Source organism: Pseudomonas sp. HMSC057H01 (assembly GCF_001836405.1).
GTDB lineage: Bacteria > Pseudomonadota > Gammaproteobacteria > Pseudomonadales > Pseudomonadaceae > Pseudomonas > Pseudomonas aeruginosa.
In genome coordinates, this window is record NZ_KV828478.1 from 12654 (window position 1) to 29131 (window position 16478).

The 16478-nt window shown below is 69.3% G+C and carries 13 protein-coding genes; 10 read left to right on the forward strand and 3 right to left on the reverse strand.

The features are described from left to right. Nucleotides 1-116: 116 nt before the first annotated feature. Nucleotides 117-623 (forward strand): sigma-70 family RNA polymerase sigma factor, encoded by a 507-nt coding sequence (locus HMPREF2581_RS17400; protein WP_003139679.1) that lies wholly within the window; start codon nt 117-119, stop codon nt 621-623. Then, nucleotides 620-1573: a FecR family protein gene (locus HMPREF2581_RS17405; protein WP_003139677.1), complete on the forward strand. Its 954-nt coding sequence runs from the start codon at nt 620-622 to the stop codon at nt 1571-1573. The genes HMPREF2581_RS17400 and HMPREF2581_RS17405 overlap by 4 nt, the downstream gene beginning before the upstream one ends. Nucleotides 1574-1610: 37 nt before the next feature. Here HMPREF2581_RS17405 and cynS read toward each other — a convergent pair whose 3' ends face one another. Then, nucleotides 1611-2081 (reverse strand): cyanase, encoded by a 471-nt coding sequence (gene cynS / locus HMPREF2581_RS17410; RefSeq protein ID WP_003088707.1) that lies wholly within the window; start codon nt 2079-2081, stop codon nt 1611-1613. A 39-nt stretch (nt 2082-2120) separates the two neighbouring features. Further along, on the reverse strand, nt 2121-2783 hold the full coding sequence (cynT, locus tag HMPREF2581_RS17415) for a carbonic anhydrase CynT (protein ID WP_003139674.1): 663 nt from the start codon (nt 2781-2783) through the stop codon (nt 2121-2123). A gap of 114 nt (nt 2784-2897) precedes the next feature. Between cynT and cynR the strand changes: the two genes are divergently transcribed. Further along, complete coding sequence (gene cynR, locus HMPREF2581_RS17420; protein WP_003139672.1) at nt 2898-3785, forward strand: transcriptional regulator CynR; 888 nt, start codon at nt 2898-2900, stop codon at nt 3783-3785. A 6-nt stretch (nt 3786-3791) separates the two neighbouring features. On the opposite strand, the gene HMPREF2581_RS17425 is transcribed toward cynR, so the two are convergent. Beyond that, nucleotides 3792-5177: an MFS transporter gene (locus HMPREF2581_RS17425; protein WP_049259910.1), complete on the reverse strand. Its 1386-nt coding sequence runs from the start codon at nt 5175-5177 to the stop codon at nt 3792-3794. A 140-nt stretch (nt 5178-5317) separates the two neighbouring features. On the opposite strand from HMPREF2581_RS17425, the gene HMPREF2581_RS17430 reads away from it, so the two are divergent. From HMPREF2581_RS17430 to HMPREF2581_RS17460, 7 genes are all read left to right on the forward strand, one after another. After that, nucleotides 5318-6220: a LysR family transcriptional regulator gene (locus HMPREF2581_RS17430; RefSeq protein WP_003107805.1), complete on the forward strand. Its 903-nt coding sequence runs from the start codon at nt 5318-5320 to the stop codon at nt 6218-6220. A 261-nt stretch (nt 6221-6481) separates the two neighbouring features. After that, a complete protein-coding gene (locus HMPREF2581_RS17435) occupies nt 6482-9439 on the forward strand; it encodes a TonB-dependent receptor (protein ID WP_016254167.1) in 2958 nt (985 codons plus the stop codon). Nucleotides 9440-9442: 3 nt separating this feature from the next. Beyond that, complete coding sequence (locus HMPREF2581_RS17440; protein WP_003139665.1) at nt 9443-11251, forward strand: extracellular solute-binding protein; 1809 nt, start codon at nt 9443-9445, stop codon at nt 11249-11251. 1 nt (nt 11252) lies between these two features. Continuing rightward, the gene (locus tag HMPREF2581_RS17445; protein ID WP_003139663.1) at nt 11253-12326 is read left to right on the forward strand and encodes a microcin C ABC transporter permease YejB; all 1074 of its coding nucleotides are present in this window, start codon (nt 11253-11255) and stop codon (nt 12324-12326) included. Between the two features lies 1 nt (nt 12327). Next, entirely contained in the window at nt 12328-13344 is a 1017-nt protein-coding gene (locus HMPREF2581_RS17450; protein ID WP_003109648.1) for an ABC transporter permease, read from the forward strand. Between the two features lies 1 nt (nt 13345). After that, entirely contained in the window at nt 13346-14956 is a 1611-nt protein-coding gene (locus tag HMPREF2581_RS17455; RefSeq protein WP_011666683.1) for an ABC transporter ATP-binding protein, read from the forward strand. Nucleotides 14957-15101: 145 nt separating this feature from the next. Further along, a complete protein-coding gene (locus HMPREF2581_RS17460; protein ID WP_003120247.1) occupies nt 15102-16283 on the forward strand; it encodes an aminotransferase class V-fold PLP-dependent enzyme in 1182 nt (393 codons plus the stop codon). Nucleotides 16284-16478: the final 195 nt, after the last annotated feature.

The following is a 16478-nucleotide window of genomic DNA, read 5'->3' on the forward strand; positions in this document are numbered from 1 at the left end:
TCGCTGTTTGCGGGAGGGACACGTGCAATCCGACGTCGGCGCCGCCTCCCGCCGATCAAGGTTTCGCCTGCCACCCCGACGCCCGGTGGCGCAGGCCCGTAGCACGAGAGTGCGGAATGGGCATGGATCAGACACGCAATCGCCTCGTCGGCCTGATGTTCCAGAACGACTATTCCTGGCTGAGCGGGCGCCTGCGGCGCTACCTCGGCTGCCCCCACAGCGCCGAGGACATCGCCTCGGAAACCTTCCTCAAGGTCCTCGCCCTGCCGGACCCGGCAAGCATCCGCGAGCCGCGCGCGCTGCTCACCACCATCGCCCGCCGGTTGATGTACGACGGCTGGCGGCGCCAGGACCTGGAACGCGCCTACCTGGACAGCCTGGCCGGGCTTCCGGAGGCCCTCGCGCCGTCCGCCGAGGAGCAGGCCCAGGTGGTGGAAACCCTGCTGCGCCTGGAGCGCATGCTCGCCGGGCTGTCGCCGAAGGCCCGCGCCGCCTTCATCCATAGCCAGATCGGCGGACTGACCTACGTGGAGATCGCCGGCTTGCTGGAGGTTTCCGTCAGCCGCATCCACCAGTACATGGTCGAGGGCTTCAAGCAGTGCTACCAGGTGCTTGCCGAATGAGACAGGGAAGGCGAGAACGCATCCTCGACGAAGCGGCGCAGTGGATGGCGCTGCTGCAATCCGGCCATGCCGGCGCCGAGGAGCGCCTGGCGTTCCAGCAGTGGCGCCAGGCCGACGCCGAGCACGGTGCGGTGTTCGACCGGCTCAGCCTGGGCTTGCAGTCGTTTCGCGACGAGCCCTTGCACGGCTTGCGCGCCGAGCAATTGATCGGAGCCCTCGAGGCGCCGTCCGCCCGTCGCCGGTTTCTCCAGCGCAGCCTCGGCCTGGCGGCGTTCGGCGTGGCGACGCTGGCGCTGGGGCGGATCGGCATCGTCGGCTTCCCCTGGCCCGGCGACCTGTATACCGGCACCGGACAACGCCAGAGTTTCCGCCTGGAGGATGGCAGCCAACTGGTGCTGGACGCGCGCAGCCGGGTACGCCCCGAATTCGATGGCTACCGGCGTCGCCTGCGCTTACGCGAGGGGCGCCTGCTGGTTGACGTGGCACGGGAACCGGCGCGGCCGTTCGTCGTCGACACCGGGCGCGGCCAGGTCGAGGCGCAGGGAACCCGCTTCCAGGTCAGCGATGACGGCGCCAGCTCGCGAGTGGTGGTGCTCGAGTCGCGGGTGCGGATCACCACTGCCGACGGACGGCAATGCCTGCTGGAGCGCGGCCAGAGCGCGCGTTTCGACGCCTCGGCGATTCTCGCCCGAGGTCCTGCCGAAGGCGGCGAGAGCGCCTGGCTGGATGGCCGGCTGGAGGTCCGCGACCGTCCGCTGGGGGAGGTACTGGAGGCGTTGCGCGCCTATCGCCGCGGCATCGTCAGCGTCGCCGACGACGCGGCGGCGCTGCGCGTCAGTGGTATCTACCCGCTGGACGACAGCGGCGTGGCGCTGGCATTGCTGGAGCAGAGCCTGCCGATCCGGATCGACTACCACGGGCCCTACTGGGTCAGCATCGCCAGCCGCTGAGGCGCGCGCCCGGCGGCGAGCCGGGCGGCGCGACGCTTCAGAACGGTTTGGTCGGCAGGTACTTGCCGTCGAGGGTGATCACCGCCCGCGAGCCGCCTTCCGGGTCCTCGACCTTCTTGATGTCCAGCTTGAAGTTGATCGCGCTGATGATGCCGTCGCCGAACTGTTCGTGGACCAGTGCCTTCAGGGTGCTGCCGTAGACTTGCAGCATCTCGTAGAAGCGGTAGATGGTCGGGTCGCTGGGAATGCCGCCGGGAATGCTGCCGCGCAGCGGGATGCTTTGCAGCAGGAGCACCGCGTCGTCGTCCAGGCCGAGTTGGGCGGCGACCTTGCGCGCCGCCGCCTCTGGCAGGGCATGCTGGCCGAGCAGGGCGGCGGTGACGAAGGTCAGGGCGAGACCGGTGCCGTCGGCCAGATCCTGCCAGGACAGGCCCAGGCGGGCCTTGTTCAGGACCACGGTCTCGGCCAGTTGCTGGCGCGCGTTGGGGGACACTTGGCTGTGTTGCATGGGATGACTCTCCTTGCGGGTGGTTGTGAGGGAAGGGATTCAGGCGACCGCCTGCCCGGGGTCGCCGCCTACCGCGCGCACTTCGGGATGCTCGGCGAGGGAGACGAAGCGCCGGCTGGCGCCGTCGAGGGCGTCGATGCGGCCGCTTTCGATGTCGTAGACCCAGCCGTGCAGGTTCAGCCGACCCTGTTCCAGGGCGCGGGCGACGCAGGGGTGGGTGCGCAGGTTGGCCAGTTGGGCGATCACGTTGTGCCGCACCAGGGCGTCCAGCCGCGCCGCCTCGGAGGCGTGTTCGTGGGCGCTGTTCATCGCCCGTGCGGCCTCGGCGTGGTGCAACCAGCCGGCCACCGCCGGCAACTGGTCGAGACAGGCGCAGGACGCGATGGCGCCCATCGCGCCGCAGTCCGAGTGGCCGCAGACCACGATGTCGCCGACCCCGAGCACCGCCACCGCGTATTCCACCGAGGCGCTGACCCCGCCGGGCTGCGGCCCGTAGCCGGGGACGATGTTGCCGGCATTACGGATCACGAAGAGTTCGCCGGGCTCGCGCTGGGTCAGCAGCTCGGGGACCACCCGGCTGTCCGAGCAGGCGATGAACAGCGCCTTGGGGGCTTGCCGGGTGGCCAGGGACTTGAACAGTTGCGAGCGCGCCGGGTAGGCGTCGCGCTGGAAGCGGAGAAAGCCGTCGATGATGTCACGCATGGCGCTGGGCTCCTGGCCGTCGAATGGTGGGGCCAGGATGCGCGGATTGAGCCATAGGGTCCAAGACCGGTTTATTATTCCAATCATTGGTCTGGCCTATAGTTGGATGTTTCCATGCTGCTTCGCCACCTGCGCTACCTGCTCGCTGTCGCCGAGCATCGCAACTTCACCCGCGCCGCCGAGGCGCTGCACGTTTCGCAGCCGACCCTGTCGCAGCAGGTGCGGCAACTGGAAGAGCAACTGCGCGTGCAATTGCTCGACCGCTCCGGCAGGAGCGTGCGTCCCACCGATGCCGGCGAGTTGTACCTGCTTCATGCGCGGCGTGCCTTGCGCGAGCTGGAAGCGGCGCAACGGGCGATCCACGAGGTGCGCGACCTCAGTCGCGGCCGCCTGCGCCTGGGCATGACGCCGACCTTCACCTGCTATCTGGTGGGCGCCCTGGTGGATCCGTTCAATCAGCGCTATCCAGGCATCGAGTTGAGCCTCGAGGAGTTGCCCCAGGACGCCCTGGAGGCGGCGCTGATCGACGATCGCCTGGACCTTGGCGTGGCCTTCAGCGAACCGGGTTCGCTGGAGATCGACAGCCAGCCGCTCTACCTGGAGCGCCTGGGCCTGGTGCTGGGGGCGGAACACCCGGCGGCGGACGCACCGCTGGCCGCCGCAGCGCTGGCGGAGTTGCCGTTGGCGTTGTTGCGCGACGACTTCGCCACGCGCCGGCACATCGACGCTTACCTGCGCCAGCAAGGGGTGACGGCGCGGGTGGCGCTGGAGGCGAACTCGATCAGCGCCATCGTCGACGTGGTTCGCCGCGGACGGCTGGCCAGCATCCTGCCAGAGGCGGTGGCGCGCCAGCAGGCCGGGTTGCGCTGCGTGGCGCTGCGGCCGGCGTTGCCGACCCGCCAGGTAGCGCTGTTCTGGCGCCAGGGCAGCCATCCCGGCGCCGCGCGCCTGGCCTTCCAGGCCCTGGCGCTGGAACTCGGCGCCGAGCTGGGCGACGCCTGAGCGGGATCAGCCGCGACTCGGCTGCAACGCCGCGGGTTCCTCGCGGCGCAGACGCAAGGCCAGGGCGGCGCCAAACAGGGCGAGCAGGGCGCTGAGCGCGGTCACCCATTCGATGCCGCGCGCCTGGCTGGCCAGCAGGCTGGCGGCATCGGCGCCGCGCACCTGGGCGTTGGCCAGCGCCACCAGCAGGGCCAGGCCGAGCGCGCCGCCGATCTGCTGGGTCATCGAGGCCATCCCCGAGGCGACGCCCTGTTCGGCGGGATCGACGCCGCTGGCGGCGCTGACCCACATGGCGGTCCAGGTCATGCCCTGGCCGACGCTGAGGATCACGATGGCCGGCAGCAGCGCCAGGAAGCCGCGCCCCAGCGGCAGGCACGCTGCCAGCAGGCCGAGCCCGAGTGCGCCCAGCAGCAGGCCGGCGACCAGCGTCGCGCGTGCCCCGTGGCGGGCCAGCAGGCGCTCGGCGACGCGGATACCGAGGGTACAGAGCAGAGTCGCCGGGAGGAACGCCAGGCCGGTCTGCAACACGCTGTAGCCGTACACCGACTGGAAGTAGATGGCCAGGAAGTAGTACTGCACGCCGTAGCTGCTCATGAAGATCGCGGTCAGCAGCATCGCCACCTGCAGGTTGCGGTTGCCCAGCAGGCGCAGCGGCATCAGCGGGTCGCGGCTGTAGTGTTCGATGGCGAGGAACGCCAGTAGCAGCGGGACGGAAAGGTAAAGTCCGAAACGTACCGAGGGCGCATCCCAGCCCGACTCGGGGCCCTGGACCAGGGCGAAGACCAGCAGGGTGGCGCCGGCGGTGACCGTCAGCGCGCCGGCCAGGTCGAAGCGCCGACCGCGCTGGCGCCGGGCGTCGGCCGGGATCAGGCGCAGGGCGAGCAGCGCCGCGGCGCCGGCCAGCGGCACGTTGACCAGGAAGATCGAGGCCCAGCCGAACAGCTCGGTGAGCGCGCCGCCGAGCGCCGAACCGAGGGCCAGGCCGAACGCCGAGGCGATGCTCCAGATCGCCAGGGCACGATTGCGCGCCGGGCCCTCGGCGAAGTGATTGCCGATCAGCGCCAGGGTCGCCGGGAACAGCAGCGCGCCACCCAGGCCCTGCACGGCGCGGGCGAGGATCAACGGCAACTCGCTCTGGGCCAGGCCGCCCGCGAGGGAGGCGAGGGCGTACAGGCTTTGCCCGAGGACGTACATGCGGCGCCGGCCGAGCAGGTCGGTGGCGCGCCCGCCGAGCAGGAGGAAGCCGCCGAAGGCCACCGTATAGGCGCTCACCACCCATTGCAGGCGTTGCGCCGAGAAATCCAGCGCCCGGCTGATTTCCGGCAGGGCGACGAACACGATGGTGGCGTCGAGGGCGATGATCAGTTGCGCGCTGGCGAGCAGGGCGAGCATCCAGTTGGAAGGGGCGGCACGGTCCGTCACGGCGGGACTCCTGGTCTGGGTTGGGCGCGGCCAGTGTTTCTCATGCTGGAATCGTGATAAATAGCCTCTCCGTCCTTTCACTGATGAAAATAATCATCGATGAGATCGCCATGGACCTGAATGCCGTCAAGTTGCTCGCCCGCGTGGCCGAGACCCGTAGCTTCACCCAGGCCGCCGTTTCCCTCGGTCTGACCCAGTCCGGCCTGTCGCGCGCCATCGGCCGGCTGGAAGCCGAACTCGGCGTGCGTCTGCTGCACCGCACCACCCGCAGCGTCAGCCTGACCCCGGACGGCCAACTGTTCTACGAGCGCTGCGCACCCTTGCTGGCGGAGCTGGAGGAAGTCGAGAAGTTGCTGGTGGACCGCCAGTGCGCGCCGAGCGGTCCGCTGAAGATCACCACCCCGCAGGCGCTCGGGCGGATCGTGATCATGCCGGTGCTGCGCGAACTGACCCGGCGCTACCCGCAATTGCAGATCGAGGCGGCGATGACCGATCGCCTGGTCGACCTCACCGAGGAAGGCTTCGACGCCGCCGTGCGTCTCGGTCGGGTGGGCGACGTGCGCCTGATCGCCCGGCCATTGGCGGCGTTGCGCTGGGTCACGGTGGCGTCGCCGGAATACCTGCGCAGTCACGGCACGCCGGAGCGCCTGGAGCAACTCGCCGGGCACAACTGCCCGACGGTGCGCGACCTGCACACCGGCAAGCTGCTGGAATGGCAGTTCCAGCGCGACGGCCAGCCGCTGAGCCTGGCGGTGCGCGGCGACCTGGTGCTGGACGTGGCCGACGCGCTGGTCGACGCGGCGCTGGTCGGCCAGGGCATCGTCCAGGTGATGGGCTTCATGGCCGAGGAGGCGATCCGCCGGCGTCGACTGGTACGCATCCTCCAGCCGTTCGAACCGCCGCTGTGCCCGGTGTCGCTGATCTACCCGCCGTCGCGGCAGTGCTCGCTGAAGATCGGCGCGCTCTACGAGGAACTGAAGAGCGCGCACTGGTGCGGGGCGCTGACGTACTGACCCGAGGGCGGCAGGGCGGATAACGCCGTGTTCGGACCGGCGGATAGCCGCAAGCGGCTATTCGCCCTACGCGGGGCAAGGCCGGTAGCGGAGCTGGGGAAGATTGTCGGGTGGGGCGAATAACGCCGGAGGCGTTATCCGCCGATACGCCTATTCGCCTGCGTTTATAAGCTCAGAACAAAGCGTTCCAAGCTGGCCCTGCAAATCTCCCGCGCTCATCGCTCATCCCCTGGAAACCATGTTTTCGGGGGGAACCGAACGATGCCGCACCATGCTCCATCCACACGCCTGCCTTCCAGCCTGGCCCTGGCCGCGCTGCTCGCGGCGGCCTACGCCGCGCCGCCGGAGGCACGTGCGGAGACGCCCGCGCCCGCCGCCAAGGCGCTCACCTTCGACGTCGCCGCCGGCCCGCTGGACCAGGTGCTGCTAGGCATCTCGCGACAGAGCGGCTTGCTGATCTCCTTCGAGCAGTCGCTGGTGCGCGGCCGGCAGGCGCCGGCGGTGCGCGGTCCGCTGAGTGTCGACCAGGCCCTGGAACAGGCCCTGCGCGGTAGCGGCCTGCAGTTCCGCCGTTCCGAGCGCGGCGCGGTGATTTCCGCCGCGCCGCTGCGCGCGGCCGTACCGGCGGCGAAGGTGCAGCCGCTGGCGGCGAACGCGGAGCAGACCCTGGAGCGGGTGGTGGTGACCGGCTCGCGGATTCCCCGCGCCCAGCAGGAAGGGCCGTCGCCGGTCACGGTGATCAGCAGCGAGGAAATCCAGAACCGTGGCTACCGCAACGTCTTCGAGGCCTTGCAGACGCAGACCCAGAACACCGGCATGACCCAGGGCGAGGACTACGGCAACACCTGGCAACCGGCGGCCAACGCCCTCAACCTGCGCGATCTCGGCCCCAACCACACGCTGGTGCTGATCAACGGCCGGCGCGTCGCCGACTACCCGACCGCCTATGGCGGCTCGGTGAACTTCACCAACCTGGCGAACATCCCGGCGGTCATGATCGACCGCATCGAGATCCTCAGCGGCGGCGCCTCGGCGATCTACGGCTCGGATGCCATCGCCGGGGTGGTCAATATCGTCCTGAAGAAGAAATTCGATGGCGTCGACGTCAACCTGCGCGCCGGCACCACCGAGCGCGGCGGCGGCGACAACCAGCGCCTGCAACTGGTCGGCGGCGGCGCGACGGGCGACTTCGAAGGTCTGTTCGGCCTGCAGGTCGAGCAGCGCCAGCCGGTCTGGGCCAACCAGCGCGGTTTCATGGACAGCTACCCGGACGGCAACAACGTCGGTTACCGGCTGAACCCGCAGAGCGGACGCTACCTCGGCGACGCCTCCTGCGCCGGCCTCGGCGGCCTGTTCGGCGGCAACGTGGCGCCGGTGCCGGGCGCCAGGGGGGGCTATCGCTGCATGACCGACCAGTACTACAACAACTACTGGACCCTGCAGACCAAGAAGGAAAACTACGACGGCTACGCCGGCGGCACCTGGCACCTGAGCGACAGCGGCAAGCTGTTCGCCGACCTGCTGTTCGGCTTCGACCACCTGCAGAACAATACCCGCGGGCCGTCCTTCACCTCGCCGGACTTCATCAATGCCTCCAGCGGCGACCTGGAGCGCTGGTACCGGCTGTTCTCGCCCGAGGAGATCGGCGGCAAGAGCAGCAACAACAGCAAGTGGCGCGAGGTGTCCTGGACCGGCACCCTCGGCTACAGCGACCGCGTCGCCAATACCTCCTGGGAATACGAACTGGCCGCGACCCGCTCCGAGTACCGCAGCGACCGCACTACCCGCTACACCCCGGCGGCCGGGATCCTCGACCTGTACCTGGGCCGCAAGCTCGGCGAACGCGATGGCTACCCGGTCTACGATCCCGATCCGGCGCGCCTCGGACGTCCGCTGAGCGAGGAAGAATGGCGCAGCCTGCGGCGCAACGTGACCCAGCACAGCGAGTCCTACTCGCAGACCTACAGCTTCACCGGCAACGGCGAGCTGTTCGACCTGCCGGCCGGCCCGGTGGCCTTCGCCGGCGTGCTGGAGGTGGGCAAGCAGGGCTACAGGATCCGCCCCGATTCGCAATACAACGACGGCTCCCTCTACAACGTCTCCAAGGCCAGCAGCTCCGGCGGCTCGCGCGACCGTTACGCCGCCGGCGGCGAATTCAGCATCCCGCTGCATGACACGCTGCTGGCGTCCGCCGCCGGCCGCTGGGACCAGTACAGGTTCAGCGGTCGCACCGAGGAGCAGACTACCTACAACCTGGGGCTGGAGTGGCGCCCGCTGACCAGCCTGCTGCTCCGCGGCAGCTACGGCACCAGCTTCCGCGCGCCGGACCTGAACTACATCTACCAGGCCGACGCCAACGGCTACTACCCGGCGCAGAAGGACTACTACGGTTGCGAGAAAGGCGTCGACGGCGCTTGCAAGAACGGTCGGGTCGACTACGTGCAGAGCGGCACGCCCGACCTGAAGTCCGAGCGCGGGCGCTACTGGAGCTACGGCTTCGTCTGGTCGCCGTCGAGCAGGTTCGACTTTTCCGCCGACTACTACCACATCCAGATCGACGACCTGCTGACCACCCTCGACCCGGACAAACTGCTGCGCGACGAGGCGGCCTGCCGCAGCGGCGGGCTCGATCCGGACTCGGCGCAGTGCCGCGACACCCTGGCGCGGGTCGAACGCAACGCCGGCGACGCCAGCGTCGATCCGAATCGCCTGAACAAGGTCTACGTCAATGCCATCAACGCGGCCAAGGAGCGCACCAGCGGCATCGACCTGCGCAGCAACATCCGCTGGGGCGCCGGTGACTACGGCGCGTTCTCCTCGACCCTCGGCTACACCCTGGTGTTGTCCCACGACTACCAGCAGTCCGACGACTACCCCAGCGAGAACCAGCGCGACAGCCTCGACTCCCACGACTGGCGCAGCAAACTCAACGCCAGCCTGACCTGGGACTACGCACAGTTCACCTCGACGCTCTTCGCGGTGCGCTACGGCAGCGTTACCAACGCCGCTGGCAGCGGGCGCCTGAGCCCGTGGACGGTGTTCAACGCCAGCGCCCGCTACCGGCTCAACGAACGCGCCAGCGTCGGCCTGACGGTGAACAACCTGCTCGACCAGATCAAGGAGGACGACTCCGATGGCTGGCCGTACTATCCCACCGGCAACTACGACGCCATGGGCCGCCAATGGTGGCTGGACTTCAGCTATCACTTCGGTGGTTGAGCCATGCCCGGACGCATCCTGGTCTTCGCCTGCTGCCTGCTCGCCAGCCTGGCCCGCAGCGAGCCGCGCCATGCCATCACGCTCTACGACGAGCCGGCGAAATACCCGCCGGGTTTCCAGCACTTCGACTTCGTCGACCCGCAGGCGCCCAAGGGCGGCAGCCTGCGGCGGATGGAAAGCGGCAGCTTCGACACGCTGAACCCCTTCGCCAACCGCGGCACGCCGATCAGCATGACCCAGGCCGCGCTGATCTACGAAACCCTAGGCTTCCAGTCGCTGGACGAGCCGTTCACCGAATACGGCTACCTGGCGCGCTACATCGAGAAAGCCCCGGACAACAGCTGGGTGCGTTTCCATATTGATCCGCGGGCGCGCTTCAGCGACGGCGTGGCGGTCACCGCCGAGGACGTGAAGTTTTCCTTCGACAGCCTGGTCGAGCAGGGCAGCCCGTTCTGGCGCGCCTACTACAAGGAGGTCCTCGAGCCGGTGGTGGAGGACCGCCTGCGCATCCGCTTCGACTTCCGTCATGCCGGCAACCGCGAACTGCCGCTGGTGCTGGCCCAGCTCTACGTGCTGCCCAGGCATTGGTGGCAGGGACGCGACTTCAACCGCAGCAGCATGCAGCCGCCGCTGGGCAGCGGACCTTACCGGCTGGAGAAGGCCGAGGCGGGGCGTTCGGTGAGCTACCGGCGCAACCCCGACTGGTGGGCTCGCGACCTGCCGGTCGGGCGTGGCCTGTACAACTTCGAGCGGATCCGTTTCGACTACTACCGCGACAGCGGCGTGGCCTTGCAGGCGTTCAAGGCCGGGCAGGCCGACATCAATGTCGAGACCAGCGTCAAGGCCTGGAGCAGCGGCTACGACTCGCCGGCCCTGCGCGATGGCCGGTTGCGCCAGGAGAGCTTTCCCTACCCGTACCCGGCCAGCCTCCAGGGCCTGGTGTTCAACCTGCGCCGGCCGCTGTTCGAGGACCGCCGGGTACGCCAGGCGCTGAGCCTGCTGTTCGACTTCGAATGGACCAACCGGCAGCTCTTCGGCGGTCGCTACAAGCGCCTGCGCAGCTATTTCGACAACTCGGAGATGGCCGCTCGCGGCCTGCCCGGCGCCGACGAACTGGCCTTGCTGGAGCCGCTGCGTGGGCAGATCCCCGAGGAGGTCTTCGGCCAGGCCTACGCTCCGCCGGTGAACGACGGCAGCGGCGATATCCATGAGCGCCTGGTGCAGGCCTACCGCCTGCTCGGCGAGGCCGGCTGGCATGCCGTCGAAGGACGCCTGCTGGATACCGCCGGACGGCCGCTGCGCTTCGAACTCCTGCTCCAGGGCAAGGGCCTGGAGCGCGCGCTGCTGCCGTTCCAGCGCAACCTGGCGCGGATCGGCATCGATATGCGCCTGCGCCAGGTGGACGCTTCGCAATACATCGAGCGCATACGTGCGCGGGACTACGACATGATCGTTTCGAGCTTCTCCCAGTCCAATTCGCCGGGCAACGAGCAGTACAGCTTCTGGCATTCCTCCAGCTACGCCGATCCCGGCGGCTACAACCGCATCGGCCTGAAGGACCCGGCCATCGACCGGCTGGTGCAGGCGGTGGTCGAGGCCGACTCGCGGGCCGCCCTGGAAACCGCCGTGCGCGCCCTCGACCGGGTGCTGCAATGGGGCTACTACCTGATCCCGACCTGGTATTCCGACGAGGTCTGGATCGCCAGCTGGAATCGCTTCGGCCGACCGCCGCAGGCGCCGCGCTACAGCCTGGGGCTGAACACCTGGTGGGAAGTCCGCGAGCGGGCCGTGCCGAGCCGGCAGGCGCAGTGACATGGGCGGCTACCTGTTGCGCCGCCTGGCGCTGATCCTGCCGACCCTGCTGGGCATCCTGCTGATCAACTTCGCCATCGTCCAGGCCGCACCCGGCGGGCCGGTGGAACAGGCCATCGCGCGCCTGCAGGGCGTCGACGGCGGCGGCCCGCTGGGGCGTGGCGGGGAGGGCGGGCATGGCGCGCTGGAACCGCAGCGCCACGGCGAGACCGGCATCGACCCGCAGCTGGTGGCCGCCCTGGAGCGCCAGTACGGCTTCGACAAGCCGCCGCTGCAACGGCTCTGGCTGATGCTGTCGAGCTACGCCCGGCTGGATTTCGGCGAGAGCTTCTACCGCGACGCGCGGGTCGTCGACCTGATCGCCGAGAAGCTGCCGGTCTCGCTGTCCCTGGGCTTGTGGGCGACGTTGATCACCTACCTGGTGTCGATTCCCCTGGGGGTGGCCAAGGCGGTGCGCCACGGCAGCGCCTTCGACCTGTGGAGCAGCGCGTTGGTGGTGGTCGGCTATGCGGTGCCCGGCTTCCTCTTCGCCATCGTCCTGATCGTGCTGTTCGCCGGCGGCAGCTACCTGGACTGGTTCCCCCTGCGCGGCCTGGCTTCCGAGGGCGCCGAGCGCCTCGGCCCGTTGGCGCGTTTCGCCGATTACCTCTGGCACCTGGCGCTGCCGGTGGGTTCGCTGGTGGTCGGCGGTTTCGCCAGCCTGACCCTGCTGACCAAGAACAGCTTCCTCGACGAGATATCCAGGCAGTACGTCGCCACCGCTCGCGCCAAGGGCCTCAGCGAGCGCCGGGTGCTCTACGGCCATGTGTTCCGCAACGCCATGTTGCTGGTGGTGGCCGGGCTGCCGGCGGCGCTGGTCTCGGTGTTCTTCACCGGGTCGCTGCTGATCGAGGTGCTGTTCTCCCTCGACGGCCTCGGCCTGATGGGCTACGAAGCGGCGCTCGGCCGCGACTACCCGGTGGTGTTCGGCAGCCTGTTCATCTTCACCCTGCTCGGGTTGCTGGTGAAGCTGGCCGGCGACCTGGCCTACAGCCTGGTCGACCCGCGCATCGACTTCGCCGCGAGGAAACAGTGAGATGGCCATCGTCCTTTCCCCGCTGCACCGCCGCCGCCTCGCCGCGTTCCGCGCCAACCGCCGCGGGCGCCTGGCGCTGCGGCTGTTCCTCGCGCTGTTCGTCGCCTGCCTGTTCGCCGAGCTGATCGCCAACGACCGCCCGCTGCTGCTGGAATACCGTGGGCAGTGGTTCCTGCCGGTGCTGCGGGACTATCCGGAAACCGCCTTCGGCGGCGAGCTGCCGTTCCCGCCGGACTACCGCGGTCGCTTCATGAGCGAACGCATCGCCCGCGACGGCTGGGCGCTGTGGCCGCCGATCCGCTTCGACGCCCGCAGCATCAACTACGCGCGCCCGGCGCCGGCGCCGCCCTCGGCGGAGAACTGGCTGGGCACCGACGACCAGGGCCGCGACGTGCTCGCGCGGGTGATCTACGGCCTGCGCCTGTCGATCCTCTTCGCCCTCGGCCTGACCCTGGCCTCGTCGTTGCTGGGAATCTGCGCCGGCGCGGTGCAGGGCTACTACGGCGGCTGGATCGACCTGTTCGGCCAGCGCTTCATCGAGGTCTGGTCGGGTCTGCCGATGCTTTACCTGCTGATCATCCTCGCCAGCCTGGTGCAGCCCGGGGTCGGCTGGCTGCTGGCGATCATGCTGCTGTTCTCCTGGACCAGCCTGGTCGACGTGGTTCGCGCCGAGTTCCTTCGCGGTCGTCACCTGGAGTACGTCAAGGCGGCGCGGACCCTCGGCCTCGGCGACGCCGGGGTGATGTTCCGGCACATCCTGCCCAACGCCATGGTTGCGACCCTGACCTTCCTGCCGTTCCTGCTCTGTGGCGCGGTGACCACCCTGACCGCCCTGGACTTCCTCGGTTTCGGCCTGCCGCCCGGCTCGCCGAGCCTTGGCGAACTGGTCGGGCAGGGCCGTGACAACCTCCAGGCGCCCTGGCTCGGGCTGACCGTGTTCGTGGTCCTGGCGACCTTGCTCAGCCTGCTGGTGTTCATCGGCGAAGCGGTGCGCGACGCCTTCGATCCGAGGAAATGAGATGAACCGGGAACTGTTGCGAGTGGAAAACCTGAGCGTCGCCTATGGCGACACGCAGGTCGTGAAGGGGATCGACTTCAGCCTGCGCGCCGGCGAGACCCTGGCCCTGGTCGGCGAGTCCGGCTCCGGCAAGTCGCAGACCGCCCACGCCCTGCTGCGCCTGCTGCCGGGCGCGGCGCGCCTGGGCGGCAGCGTGCGCCTGGACGGCGAGGAACTGCTCGCCCTGTCGCCGCAGGCATTGCTGGCGATTCGTGGGCAGCGCATCGGCATGGTGTTCCAGGAGCCGATGACCTCGCTCAATCCATTGCAGCGCATCGGCCGCCAGGTCGGCGAGGGCCTGCGCCTGCATCGCCGCCTGCGTGGCGCCGCGCTGCGCGGGCGGGTACTGGAACTGCTCGAACTGGCCGGCCTCGAGCAGCCGCGACGCCTGCTCGAGGCCTATCCGCACCAGCTCTCCGGCGGCCAGCGACAGCGAGTGATGCTGGCCATGGCGCTGGCTTGCGAGCCGCAACTGCTGATCGCCGACGAACCGACCACGGCTCTCGACGTCACCGTGCAGAAACGCCTCCTGGAGCTGCTGCAAAGCTTGCAGCGACGGCTGGGCATGGCGATCCTGCTGATCAGCCACGACCTCAACCTGGTGCGCCGGGTCGCCGATCGGGTCTGCGTGATGCACGATGGCCGGATCGTCGAGGAGAACGCCTGCGAGACGCTGTTCCGCTCGCCCCGGCATCCCTACACGCGCCTGCTGATCGAGGCCGAGCCGGGTGGGCTGGCGGAGCCGGTGGCGTGCCGCGAGACCTGCCTGGAGGTGCGCGCGCTGAGCCTCGACTACCCCGCGCCCGGCGGCTGGCTGCGCCGGCGCGCGGGACTGCGCGCGGTGCACGAGGTCAGCCTGCGGCTGCGCCGTGGCAGCACTCTGGGGATCGTCGGCGAAAGCGGTTCAGGCAAGTCCTCCCTCGGCCAGGCGCTGCTGCGCCTGTTGCCGGCCGAAGGGCAGATCCTGTTCCAGGGCGAGCGCCTCGACCGGCTGCACGGCAAGCGCCTGTTGCCATTGCGCCGGCAGTTCCAGGCGGTGTTCCAGGACCCCTACGGCAGCCTCAACCCGCGCCTTAGCGTGGAACAGATCGTCGGCGAAGGCCTGCGTATCCATGGCATCGGCGATGCCGGCGAACGCCGCGCGCGGGTGCTGGAGGCACTGCGCGAGGTCGGTCTCGACGAGCCTTGCCTGGAACGCTATCCCCACGAGTTTTCCGGCGGCCAGCGCCAGCGCATCGCCATCGCCCGGGCGCTGGTGCTGAAACCGGCGCTGATCCTGCTCGACGAACCGACCTCGGCGCTCGACCGCAGCGTGCAGTGCCAGGTGGTCGAGCTGCTGCGTCGGTTGCAGCGCCGCCACGGGCTGAGCTACCTGTTCATCAGCCACGACCTGGCCGTGGTTCGCGCCCTGGCCCACGACATCCTGGTGCTCAAGGACGGCCGGGTGGTGGAGCAGGGCAGCGCCGCGGCGCTGTTCAGCCAGCCGCGCCATCCCTATACCCGCGAGTTGCTCGGGACGATGCCGGCGCTGCGCCTGGAAGAGCACCTGCGGGTGGCCGGGCTGGGAATCTGAGGCGGGAAACCATGCAGACTCTAAGGATGTTCCGAAAGGTTCTTTCCAGACGCCCCGGCGCTTTTCTTAAGATCGGCCTGCGGGCCCGTCAGGGACAAGGAGCCATGTCGGCTTCCGGGTCCGTCCGATCGATTGGGGGAATGCGATGAGTTCGTTACCGTTGTACTTCGATTACGCCGCCACCACGCCCGTGGACGAGCGCGTGATCCGGGCCATGGTGGAGTGTCTCGGCTACCAGGCGTGTTTTGGCAATCCCGCGTCGAATTCCCATGCCTACGGCCGCCAGGCGCGGCGGGCAGTGGAGCGGGCCAGGGAGCAGGTGGCCGCGCTGGTCGGCGCCAGCGCCGGGCAGATCGTCTGGACTTCCGGCGCCACCGAATCCAACAACCTGGCCCTCAAGGGCGTGGCCCAGGCGCTGGACGCACCCGGCCACCTGATCACCAGTCGCCTGGAGCACAAGGCGGTGCTGGACACCGTGCAGCAACTCGCCGATGACGGCTGGAGCGTGACCTGGCTGGCGCCCGGCACCGATGGCCTGATCCGGCCGGAACAGGTGGAGGCGGCCTGGCGCGCCGATACCCGTCTGGTGTCGCTGATGCGGGTCAACAACGAACTCGGCACCCTGACCGACATCGCCGCCATCGGCGAACGGGTGCGCGAGCGCGGCGCGCTGTTCCACGTCGACGCGGCGCAGGCCAGCGGCAAGGTGGCGATCGACCTGGGCCGCCTGGCGGTGGACTTGATGTCGTTCTCCGCACACAAGACCTACGGGCCCAAGGGCATCGGCGCGTTGTACGTCGGGCCGCGCGCCGAGCGGCGGCTGAAGGCGCAGATCCACGGCGGCGGACACGAGCAGGGCCTGCGTTCCGGGACCCTGGCGACCCACCAGATCGTCGGTATGGGCGAGGCCTTCGCCCTCGCCGGCGAGCTTTTCGAGGAGGAGGGCAGGCGCATCGCCGGACTCCAGCGGCGTCTGCTGGAGGGGCTGGCGCAGATCGACGGCTGGCGCCTGAACGGCAGCGCCGACGCACGCATCGCGCATACCCTGAACCTGACCTTCGACAACCCGGCCTTTGTCCCCCAGGCACTGGAGTCCAGCCTGGCGGTGTCCAGCACCTCGGCCTGCAACTCGGCGCGGCCGGCGCCGTCCCACGTGCTTCTCGCCCTCGGCCACGATGCCGCCAGCGCTGGCCGCAGCGTGCGCCTGAGCCTCGGTCGCTACACCCGCGAGGCCGACGTCGACGCGGCGGTGGCCGCCCTCAAGGCCGCGGCGGATAGTGGCGCGCCGGCGTGGCAGCCGTTCCTCGGGGTATCCAGGGCAGGCTGAGCGGCCGGCTCGACCCGCCCTCGCCGAAGCCAGGGGCTGCGGATAACCGCGAAGCGGTTATTCGCCCTGCGGCTCCAGGGGCTTTTCGTCTTTGCCGCCATTTCCCGGCAATGTGCGCTTGGCGGATCATCCAGGTTGGGTATCATGCGTCGCCATTCCCATCCACCGCCGACGGAAGTCAGGCTTTGCCTGCGT

Bases quoted from the DNA above. Each gene is read 5' to 3' on its own strand.
- HMPREF2581_RS17405 (WP_003139677.1), top strand. From the start codon at position 620: ATGAGACAGGGAAGGCGAGAACGCATCCTCGACGAAGCGGCGCAGTGG.
- cynT (WP_003139674.1), bottom strand. From the start codon at position 2,783: ATGCGTGACATCATCGACGGCTTTCTCCGCTTCCAGCGCGACGCCTAC.
- cynS (WP_003088707.1), bottom strand. From the start codon at position 2,081: ATGCAACACAGCCAAGTGTCCCCCAACGCGCGCCAGCAACTGGCCGAG.
- HMPREF2581_RS17460 (WP_003120247.1), top strand. From the start codon at position 15,102: ATGAGTTCGTTACCGTTGTACTTCGATTACGCCGCCACCACGCCCGTG.
- cynR (WP_003139672.1), top strand. From the start codon at position 2,898: ATGCTGCTTCGCCACCTGCGCTACCTGCTCGCTGTCGCCGAGCATCGC.
- HMPREF2581_RS17450 (WP_003109648.1), top strand. From the start codon at position 12,328: ATGGCCATCGTCCTTTCCCCGCTGCACCGCCGCCGCCTCGCCGCGTTC.
- HMPREF2581_RS17400 (WP_003139679.1), top strand. From the start codon at position 117: ATGGGCATGGATCAGACACGCAATCGCCTCGTCGGCCTGATGTTCCAG.
- HMPREF2581_RS17435 (WP_016254167.1), top strand. From the start codon at position 6,482: ATGCCGCACCATGCTCCATCCACACGCCTGCCTTCCAGCCTGGCCCTG.
- HMPREF2581_RS17425 (WP_049259910.1), bottom strand. From the start codon at position 5,177: ATGCTCGCCCTGCTCGCCAGCGCGCAACTGATCATCGCCCTCGACGCC.
- HMPREF2581_RS17430 (WP_003107805.1), top strand. From the start codon at position 5,318: ATGGACCTGAATGCCGTCAAGTTGCTCGCCCGCGTGGCCGAGACCCGT.
- HMPREF2581_RS17445 (WP_003139663.1), top strand. From the start codon at position 11,253: ATGGGCGGCTACCTGTTGCGCCGCCTGGCGCTGATCCTGCCGACCCTG.
- HMPREF2581_RS17440 (WP_003139665.1), top strand. From the start codon at position 9,443: ATGCCCGGACGCATCCTGGTCTTCGCCTGCTGCCTGCTCGCCAGCCTG.
- HMPREF2581_RS17455 (WP_011666683.1), top strand. From the start codon at position 13,346: ATGAACCGGGAACTGTTGCGAGTGGAAAACCTGAGCGTCGCCTATGGC.